Source organism: Okeania sp. SIO1H4 (assembly GCF_010672695.1).
GTDB lineage: Bacteria > Cyanobacteriota > Cyanobacteriia > Cyanobacteriales > Microcoleaceae > Okeania > Okeania hirsuta.
In genome coordinates, this window is sequence record NZ_JAAHGB010000071.1 from 23,458 (window position 1) to 33,615 (window position 10,158).

At 36.4% G+C, this 10,158-nt stretch carries 9 protein-coding genes; 7 read left to right on the forward strand and 2 right to left on the reverse strand.

The window, feature by feature from the left end:
• The first annotated feature begins 120 nt into the window (after positions 1-120).
• From F6K06_RS28115 to F6K06_RS28135, 5 genes are all read left to right on the forward strand, one after another.
• Positions 121-1,335 (forward strand): DNA double-strand break repair nuclease NurA, encoded by a 1,215-nt coding sequence (locus F6K06_RS28115; protein ID WP_287241355.1) that lies wholly within the window; start codon positions 121-123, stop codon positions 1,333-1,335.
• Between the two features lie 534 nt (positions 1,336-1,869).
• On the forward strand, positions 1,870-2,004 hold the full coding sequence (locus F6K06_RS28120; protein WP_240038877.1) for a hypothetical protein: 135 nt from the start codon (positions 1,870-1,872) through the stop codon (positions 2,002-2,004).
• Positions 2,005-2,264: 260 nt separating this feature from the next.
• A complete protein-coding gene (locus F6K06_RS28125; protein ID WP_287241353.1) occupies positions 2,265-2,717 on the forward strand; it encodes a class I SAM-dependent methyltransferase in 453 nt (150 codons plus the stop codon).
• Positions 2,718-2,780: 63 nt separating this feature from the next.
• Complete coding sequence (locus F6K06_RS28130) at positions 2,781-4,052, forward strand: glycosyltransferase (protein WP_287241352.1); 1,272 nt, start codon at positions 2,781-2,783, stop codon at positions 4,050-4,052.
• 23 nt (positions 4,053-4,075) lie between these two features.
• Positions 4,076-5,206 (forward strand): sulfotransferase, encoded by a 1,131-nt coding sequence (locus tag F6K06_RS28135; protein WP_287241350.1) that lies wholly within the window; start codon positions 4,076-4,078, stop codon positions 5,204-5,206.
• Between the two features lie 12 nt (positions 5,207-5,218).
• On the opposite strand, the gene F6K06_RS28140 is transcribed toward F6K06_RS28135, so the two are convergent.
• Positions 5,219-6,316 carry a glycosyltransferase family 4 protein gene (locus tag F6K06_RS28140; protein ID WP_287241348.1) on the reverse strand — a complete coding sequence of 366 codons (1,098 nt, stop codon included), beginning with the start codon at positions 6,314-6,316 and terminating at the stop codon, positions 5,219-5,221.
• 254 nt (positions 6,317-6,570) lie between these two features.
• Between F6K06_RS28140 and F6K06_RS28145 the strand changes: the two genes are divergently transcribed.
• Complete coding sequence (locus F6K06_RS28145) at positions 6,571-7,704, forward strand: sulfotransferase (protein ID WP_287241347.1); 1,134 nt, start codon at positions 6,571-6,573, stop codon at positions 7,702-7,704.
• A gap of 239 nt (positions 7,705-7,943) precedes the next feature.
• A complete protein-coding gene (locus tag F6K06_RS28150) occupies positions 7,944-9,275 on the forward strand; it encodes an MFS transporter (protein ID WP_287241346.1) in 1,332 nt (443 codons plus the stop codon).
• Between the two features lie 697 nt (positions 9,276-9,972).
• On the opposite strand, the gene F6K06_RS28155 is transcribed toward F6K06_RS28150, so the two are convergent.
• Positions 9,973-10,158, reverse strand: a 186-nt coding sequence (locus F6K06_RS28155) for a hypothetical protein (RefSeq protein WP_287323323.1), incomplete at its 5' end; no start/stop codon positions are given.

The window sequence follows — 10,158 nt, forward strand, 5'->3', positions numbered from 1 at the left end:
TTCTTCAATGTCACTATTGATTCTTTCCTTCTTTCTTCCCTCTTCCTTCTTCCCTCTTACTTCTTCCTTCTTCCTGATTAATTAACTACTTAAATCTCTAAAAATTAGGAAATAAAAACGATGCTAGACCTAACAAAACTAGCGAAACAAATGCAAGGGATGAGCCAACATCTCACAGCAGAAGCAATGGCAGCACAAAATAGATTAGAAATAGCTCAACAATTATTGGCAGAGGCAAAAAATGAACAAGAAGAATTATTAGAATTAGAAGAAAGTTGGAGCGATCGCATACTTTTTAATCCAGCTATTCCTATAGAATCTTTAGATACTTATCCCTTAATTAATCCTCCTCCTAAAAATCATACAGTATTTGCTACAGACGGTTCTCAAATAGCACCAAGTCACCATGAAATAGCCTATTGTTATTTGCTAAATATTGGGCGAGTAATGTTGAATTATGGTGAAAGTATTTATCCACTTTTAGATAGTATTCCAGAAATTTTTTATCAAGCAGATGACCTTTATATTTCTCGACAATGGGGAATTAAAACTGAAGAATGGATGGGTTATCGACGGACTATTTCTGAGGCTTTGGTTTTGGCAGAATTGGGTTGTGAATGGAGGAAAAATAATTCGGATAATTTAGATTCCCCAATATTGGCAATGGTTGATGGTTCCCTGATTTATTGGTTCTTAGAATCTTTGCCTTCTGAAGCACGGGATAGAATTTTAAATCCGATTTTAGATGCTTGGAATAAATTAAAGTTAGCGGGTATTCCTTTGATTGGTTATTTGAGTGCTTCTCGGAGTAGTGAAAGTTTATCTTTTTTACGCTTAAAGGCTTGTATTTATGATGAACCTGACTGTGTTAGTAATTGCCCGAATGTTGGGTTAGGGGGATTTGGTTTTACCGAAAAAGCACCTTGTCAGTCATTTGAACCCTTGCGAGATGTGGTATTTTGGGGTTCGATATTGGAACCTGGGCAAAGAAGTCCTTTATGGCAATCTTCCGCTAGAATTTTAGATTTATATGGGGATAATATTATCTATTTTTGTTATGTGAATGTTGGTACGGAAGTTGCCAGAATTGATATGCCAGAATGGGTGGCTGAGGATGAAGAAATGTTGGAGTTAGTGTTAGGAATGATGTTGGCTCAAGTGCAAAAGGGTTATGGTTATCCGGTGGTATTAGCGGAAGCTCATAATCAGGCGGTGGTTAGGGGAGGCGACCGGGCGAGTTTCTTTGCTTTATTGGAACAGGAAATGATTAAAGCTGGTTTGAAAAATGTGGGAACTTCTTATAAAGAGACTCGGAAGCGGGGGAGTATTGCTTGATGAAGTTAAAAGTCAAAAGCGAGTGTGTAATTCTGAGGTCTCCTCAGAATGTAAGACACACTCAAGACAGTCAAAAGTCAAAAGTAATATCATGTTAGGTTGAATACTTACACTTTGGAGGAAGGAAGGCAGTAGGCAACCCACCCCTCGCCCCTCCCCCTCCCAGGAGGGGAAGGCAGAAGGGAAAGAAAGCTTCAAGGCCAGAAGTTTTTTTATAACTGATTATCCGCAATTCGTAGCTCCCCCGGAGGGGGAACATGATATAAGACTTTATAGTATAGCGCTGTGCGCAGGCAACAGGCAACAGGCAACAGGTCATCTGGGGGAATAAAAAAACCATAATATAAGGCTTTTAGCTATTGGACAGTTCTTGTAATTTGTAAATATGCCAGCGCACATTGCTATAGGTTGGGTTGAGTGCGACTCGTTGGGTCAAAGAAGCCATGACTACAATATGACTCTTTAACCAAAATCTTAAAAACTCATAGGTCAGGTATTGAGGATTATTGGGTATTAGACATCAAAAATCGTCAATTGTATGTTGATCGAGAATCTACTCAGAAAGGTTATCAAAGAGAGATGATTTTGACAGAAAATGATTCTATCATCCCTCTGAGATTTTCTGATTGTGTGGTTCAGGTTGCTCAAATGTTGCGCCCTGTCAGTTGAAAATTTACCTGAAGGGCAAGGTTTATTGTTTGACACGCGCCTTGTCTTATGTTAGAAGATAGCAATCCTAAACGATTTGTAAAAAAGTTTGTAATTGTTCAGTAAGTAGGTAATAAAAATTATGGATAATATAGTATCTAAGAACGGAAGAATATGGATTAGCGGTGGAAGGGAACTCTTATTAAAAATATTACCAAAATATAGTATAGGTTTGGAAATTGGGGTTCATCAGGGAAGTTTTTCACAAAAAATACTGGAACTTGTGGAACCGAAAAAAACTTCATTTGGTCGATCCCTGGCACTATCATCAAGAAAAAATTTATCAAAAATCCTGCTATGGAGGAAAAGTTGGTAAAAGCCAACAGGAAATGAATAATCGCTACCAATTAGTAACACAAATGTTCGCTGATGAAATTAAGTCAGGTCAGGTAGAAATTCACCGAGATTTTTCCAATAATATATGTCAAGACTTTGCTGATAATTATTTTGATTGGATATATATCGATGGTAACCATTTGTATGAGTATGTTAAACAGGATTTGGAATTATATTATGGCAAGGTAAAAACTGGTGGTTTGATTACTGGCGATGATTATTTTCAAGGTGGTTGGTGGAATGGAGGTGTGGTAAAAGCAGTTAATGAGTTTGTTATTAATTATAATGTTCATGTGGTCTTGATCCAAAGCGGTCAGTATATGTTACAAAAACTATGATCTTTAAAATATCGATGCTCAAATACAAATTAATGAATTATTCAATAAGCACTCAATAAAAATATGCGAATTACTATTTTAGCATTGGGAACAAGGGGCGATGTACAACCTTATATTGCTTTAGGTTTAGGATTACAAGCAGCAGGTCATCAGGTAAAAATAGCTAGTCTTGATATCTTTGAAGATTTTATTAGCAATAAAGGACTTCATTTTGCTTCTCTAGGAGGTATTTCTAAGAAATTGAAAAAGCGTTCTCAGAATAAGGATAAAATTAATAGTATAAGTTTTCATGGTTTATGGGGTAGAATTAATTGGTGGTTCATCTTTGGCTCATCACTTGAAAACTTAATGTTTAAGACTTGGGAAGTCTGTCAAGAAACCGATGTTATTATTTATTCTCGTCTGTCTTTACCAGCCTATCATATTGCGGAAAAACTTGGTATACCTTGTTATGCAGCCTATACAAATCCTTTAACTCCCACTCGTACTTTTCCTAATCCACTTTTTACATCAAATTTTAATTTAGAGGGGAAATTAAACTGGTTAACTCATATAGCAGAAGAACAATTTTGCTGGCAACTTATCCGAAAAGAAATTAACCAATGGCGAACCGAAACCCTAAATTTATCACCAATTCCCATTACAGGTGTTTATAGTCGTCAAAGACAACAAAAAATTCCAACCCTCCATTGCTATAGTCCTAATGTTCTACCAAAACCTTCAGATTGGCAAGATTGGGCTTATGTTACAGGATATTGGTTTCTAGATAGTCCTGCAAATTGGCAGCCACCAAAAGAATTAATAGATTTCCTCGTGGCGGGTTCCCCTCCTGTATATATTGGTTTTGGAAGTATGAGTGATACTAATCCAGAAGCATTAACCAAATTGGTACTTGATGCTTTAGCTCAAAGTGGACAAAGGGGGATCTTGATGAAAGGTTGGGGTGCATTGAGTAATGCAGATTTACCAGACAATGTATTTAAGATTGACTCAGTACCCCATGATTGGTTATTTCCCCAGGTGGCAGCAGTCGTTCATCATGGTGGTGCGGGTACAACTTCTGCGGGGTTGCGAGCTGGTGTTCCTTCTATTATTATTCCTTTTGTTGCCGATCAACCTTTCTGGGGGCAAAGATTGGCTAATTTAGGTGTGGGAACTCAACCCATACCGCGACAGGAATTAACAGCTGAAAGATTAGCTTCTGCAATTACAATTGCTACTAGCGATGAAACTATGAAGGATCGAGCGCGTATTTTAGGACAAAAAATTAGGGCTGAAAATGGAGTTAAAAATGCCGTAGAAATAATTAATTCTCATTTATCTTCTCATCACTAATCAATAAACTATTATCAATCACAATGAATACTAAAATTCTTCACATTCAAAAGAAAAATCGAACTCATGTTGAGACATTCTCTAAACTAGAAGATTTTGATTACCTTGAAGGAGAAGCAATTGACCCCACCACAGTTATTAAAAATCCTAATATTAGTTTATATTGCCTTGATATCCAAAATCAAAGAGCAATTTTTGTAGAAACTCCCTTAGATATAGATCTTTCTCAGGCTCCTTTTTTCTATCAAAGTCAGTACAATCATGCTCAGAAACTAATTGCTGTTCCTTTTTCTGAATTATCTCAGCTACTTGAGTCTATAGAAACCATTAAAAATATGGTAATAATTTACTCTGTCGGTCGTTGTGGTTCTACGTTATTAAGTAAGGTATTTAACCAAGTAGATACTGTAGTCAGTCTATCAGAACCTGATGTTTTTTCCCAGATAGTTGGGATGCGAAACCCTGATGGAAGTAATGACAATGAAATAGCAGCACTCCTCAAGATTTGTCTTTATCTTGTCAGTAAACCTACATCCCTAGAAACACAATCACACTGTGTCATAAAACTGCGTAGTTTTTGCATTGAACTAGGGGATTTAATCTATAGCATACGACCTGATGCTAAGGTTATTTTTTTATATCGTAATTTAGAAGATGTCATAAATTCCTTTCTTAGAGCTTTTGTTTTTATCGGTTCTCTGCTTCCTACTATTGAGGAAAATATAGAGCTTTATAGTCGATTTTTTCCTTTGCTTAAACATTATGCCAACGATATAGATTTTACTGACTCTAATGCCATTGATTTCTATACAATAATGTGGTTATCTGCAATGGAATGTTATCTAAAACTGTATCAAAAAAATATGGTTAGTTTTGCTATTCGTTATGAAGACTTAGTGAAACATCAAGAATCAATTATCACCTCAATTTTTAAATATTGTGGTTTGCCAACTGCTGAAGTTTCCAATGCTTGTTCTGTTTTCAATAAAGATGCTCAGAAAGGTTCTAATTTATCCCAGGAGACAACTCGAAATAATAAGATTGACCAACCCGATATTCTAGATATTCGTCAGAAGGTGTCTAAATTATTAGAGAAACACCCAGAAATTAAAACATCTGACTTTATTGTCCCAGGAATTTTACAATTTAGATAATGGCAATAGACATTAGTTTGATAAAAATTCTTTATGCCACTGTTGAGCTATTTTATCCCAGCCAAATGAATCTTTCAATGCGAAAGTTTCTTGTCTTAAAGATTCTTGTTTCTCAGGATTTTTGAGCAAGTCTATCACTGCTTCAAGAAAAGCATTATTAGTTTCTTCATCGCCAGCAGGTCCTTTAATTCTGATACCTGATTGTACAGTTTCATCTAAGCCAGCAAATGTTGTTACTACTGGCACACAACCACAAGCTTGTGCTTTAATTGCACTGATACAGAAAACTTCTGGAGTATGACATGGATAAACCCATATTCCAGATTTTAATAGTTCTTCAATTAATTGCTTGTGCCCAATTCTCCCCTGTTCATAAACATTTTTTTGCTGCATTAGGGGTAACAGTCTATCCTTAACATTTTTTAAGTCTGGAATCTTTTCAACCAAAGGAGTTTTAGCTAAAGCATCTATAAGTTGCCATCCATAAAAAATATGCAATTCAGCATCAGGGACTTCTTTAAGAATCTCTTGCCATCTTTGTAGTAGGTTTTCTATTCCCCGATTATAGGTAGTAATATAAATTAATCTTTTAGGGTTTCTGGCAATTGAAGAGGTGTTAAAATCTTGAAGATTAATTCCATTCTTAGTTAAAAATATTTTTTCTTCAGGAATCCAATCTGGCAACATTGATTGGTGATATTTTGAAAGTACAAATAGTTTATCAAAGCTAGCTAAAAAGTTTTGCCTTTTAGATTCTTCAATGGGAGGAAAACCTTTTGGATTATCGTGTAACCATACCCCAATTTTTTGGGCTTTGATGTTCATCATCATTGGTTGTAGCCAGTCACGATGACATATGAAAATATCAAAATTATCATCAGAATTAAATTCTTCAATAGGCTGATAAACAACACCATTATATTCTCCTTGCATATCACCACATTGATTAATAATTGTCACTAAGTATCCCAATTTCACCAACTCTTGGCTCAAGTAAATTACTGCTTCTGCACTTCCCCCAATGCCTTTATGAATAGAAGGATAAGCCCAATTTTCTACAAATAATCGTGGGTTAGAATAAATGGTGATTTTTCGCTCTTTACATTTCATATAATTAGAATCCTTACTAAGTAAATTTAAACCTTTATTGTTTGACTTTGCCTCATTTTATATTAGACTTGTCGCTAAATAGAGGGAAAAAATCGCTCCAAGCTAGACAGAGCAATAATTCCAAGGCTTTTTACGTTCAAATAGCTACAATCCTTATATAACAAAGTTTTTGGGGATTTTTGAAGTTATAAAGCGACAAGTCTATTATAATAAATTTTTGTTTTTATCTAAAATAATTATTATCCTTGATCAAAATGAATACCAAAGTCCTTAACATTCAGAGCAAAAATCGAACTCCTGCTAATACAGTTGCTAAACTAGAGGATTTTGATTATCAAGAAGGGGAAACAATTGACCCCAAAACGATTATTAAAAATCCTAACATTAGTTTATATTGTCTCGACCTCCAAAATCAACGAGCAATTTTTGTAGAAACTCCCTTAGATATCGATCTGTCTCAGGCAGCCTTTTTTTATCATGCTCAATATGACCATGCTCAGAAATTAATTGCTGTTCCTTTGGCTGAAATTCCACAATTAATAGAAGAAATAGAACCAATTAAAAATCTAGTAATAATTTATTCTGTAGGGCGTTGTGGTTCGACTTTACTAAGCAAAGTATTTAACCAAGTAGATAATGTGCTTAGTTTATCTGAACCTGATGTTTTTTCCCAAATTGTAGGAATGCGAAATCCTGATGGTAGTAATGATGATGAAATAGCGGAATTACTCAAGCTTTGTATTTATCTTGTGGGCAAACCTAATATCAAAGGAAAATCTTCATGCTGTGTCATAAAATTGCGGGGTTTTTGTATTGAATTATGGGAATTAATACACCATGTATTTCCTAACTCTATGGCGATTTTCTTATATCGAAATGCTGAAGATTATGTGAAATCTGCTATGCGTGCTTTTGCCTTTATGAGTTCGATACTTCCAACTATCAAAGAAAACATAGAACGTTACAGTAAAGCTATCCCATTGCTTAAGGATTATTCTAATTATATTGATTTTACAGACCCTAATGCAATTGATTTATATACAACTATGTGGTTATCTGTGATGCAACGTTATCTATACCTCTACAAAAAAGGTGTTCCTAGCTGTGCCATTCGTTACGAAGATTTAGTCGCAAGTCCACAATCAATAGTAACATCTATTTTTCAGTATTGTGGATTACCTATTTCTGAAGTTGATAATGCTTGTAAAGCCTTTACTAAAGATTCTCAGAGTGGCTCTAATTTGTCACAAGAAAATACTCGTAATAATCAAATAGATAAACCAGATATTGTAGATATTCGTCAAAAAATTTATCGGTTATTAGAGAAACATCCAGAGATTAAAACACCAGATTTTATTGTTCCTGGTACTTTAGGTTATGACCAATAAAATCACAAATCGCGATCGCCTCAGTATTACCCAAAAAATCCCCCAATCTTAAGTATAGTCATTCTGATTTAGAGTGAGACAAGGTTTTCTTACAGTGAAAGGGTTTTAGCTGAAAAAGTATCCCATTCTTATTCAGAATGACTATAAATATAGAACTAATGTAATTTTTGATTCATCTAACTAAAATTAAATGAAATATAATTTCATACTTGCTCCAAGGCCATAAATAATACAAAAAGATGAATCTGACCAAAAAAACCATCGCAGCTTTTGTCTCTCCCGCAATACCCCTTTCCGCTCTTGGTCTTCCTCTTTTGGTCTACCTCCCCCCTTTTTATGCAGAAGAAATGGGACTTGGCCTTTCTCTGGTGGGCACAATTTTTATGATTACCCGTTTCTGGGACGTTTTTACCGATCCAGTTCTTGGTATTCTCAGCGATAAAGTGACAACTCCTCTTGGACGTCGCCGTCATTGGATTATATTATCTGTCCCTATTTTAATGATTTGTGTTTACAAAGTATTTATGCCTGAAGCTCCTATCACAGGAAATTATCTTCTGTTTTGGATGCTGCTGCTCTATGTGGGTTGGACTCTGTTGAGTATCTCTCATATGTCTTGGGGTGCAGAATTATCATCTGATTATTATGAGCGATCGCGAATTCAAGGTTGGCGAGAATTTGCTCTAGTCTTTGGAATGTTAGCTGTATTGATACTTCCAACTATTCTTGAGCAGACTGGGGGTGTTGATACTGGGAATAAAGTTGCTGCTATGGGTTGGTTTACTATTGTACTACTGCCTATTACTGTAGCGATCGCTGTTTGTAATGTTCAAGAAAGACCTGTGACACCACCACCTCAACTTGGTTTGCTCAAGTCAACTTCTCTGTTGTTGAAAAACAAGTTGCTAATGCGAGTCCTAGTGGCAAATCTCATGGTTGGTCTTGCTCCTGGAATTACTGGTTCAATCTACATTTTTTTTGTTACTTATGCCATGGAACTAGGTCAATGGTCTAGTCTCATGCTTTTACTCTATTTCATCGCTAGTTTTTGTGGTATTCCTTTTTGGATGCGTCTTAGTTATAGTTTGGAGAAGCATCGGACTTTTGGTGTTGCTAAAATTTATGGTTGTATAATTATCGCTACTATACTGCTAGTTGAACCAGGGAATTTATGGCTGTATGCTTTAGTTAATATTCTTTTTGGTATCGAATCTGGTGCGGGAGCATTTTTGTTACGCTCGATCATGGCAGATGTGACAGACCATGACAACCTGGAATCTGGTACACAACGTACAGGTCTTTACTATTCTTTGTTGACCATGACTAACAAAGTTGGTTCTGCTTTAGGAGTTGGTATGGTTTACCCCATTCTAGATTTGATTGGTTTTGTTCCTGGAGGTACAAATACTCCCGCAGCAATTGAGGCGCTTAAATATATATTTATTTGTGTTCCTATCCCAATTAGTCTCATAGCAGCGATCGCTATCTGGAATTTTCCACTTGATAGCGCTCGACAACAAGAATTACGTCGTCTACTAGCGGAACGTGATTCTGTGCTTAGTTCAGAATAATTTGAGCAGAATTCTATAGAACCCATTTGAGATCTATATAATTATGGTAGTCAAGTCTTTTCGCGCATTAATTTTGAGGAAAATTCAGTTGAAGGAGTGTTGAATTTTTTGTATTATCTCTCCCCAAATCTTCCCTCTTAACCTTTTCTCTCTTACCTTCTGTCTCCTGTCTCCAGTATAGCTGTCTCCTAGTCAAAAAAACTTGATATTTATATGAAGATACGGTTAGGGGTTCTATAGAACACTGAAGCTCATGCAATTCCGGCATGGGTAAGTTTGGGTAAGTTTAGTAGAACGGAGATGGCGGATAGCACAATTGTTTGGCGTTGCTTAAATGTAATGATAATTAGACATCTACTCCACCCATAGGGAGTAGGGAGTAGGCAGCTTTGCTGTAGGCAGTAGGCGTAAAGAATTGATAATTTCTTTGGAATAATTGATTTGATTTTTTATATCATGTTCCCCCGGAGGGGGAGCTACGCTAACGGTTGAATACTTACACTTTGGAGGAAGGAAGGCAGTAGGCAGCTTTGCTGTAGGCAGTAGGGAAAGAAAACTTCAATGCCAGAAGTTTTTTTATATAGCAATGTGCGCTGGCATATTTACAAATTACAAGAACTGTCCAATAGCTAAAAGTCTTATATTATCATTTTCTTTGTGGGTTTAATACCCCACCGTCAACGGGGGTGTTCACGCATTACTTGGGGGAGCGTAGACGCGGAGCGGCCCTTCGTTGACTATCCCCATGTAATTTTCCTCCTGTCTCCTGTCTCCTGTCTCCTGTCTCCTGTCTCCTGTCTCCTGTCTCCTGTCTCCTGTCTCCTGTCTCCTGTCTCCTGTCTCCTGTCTCCTGTCTCCTGTCTCCTGTCTCCTGTCTCCTGTC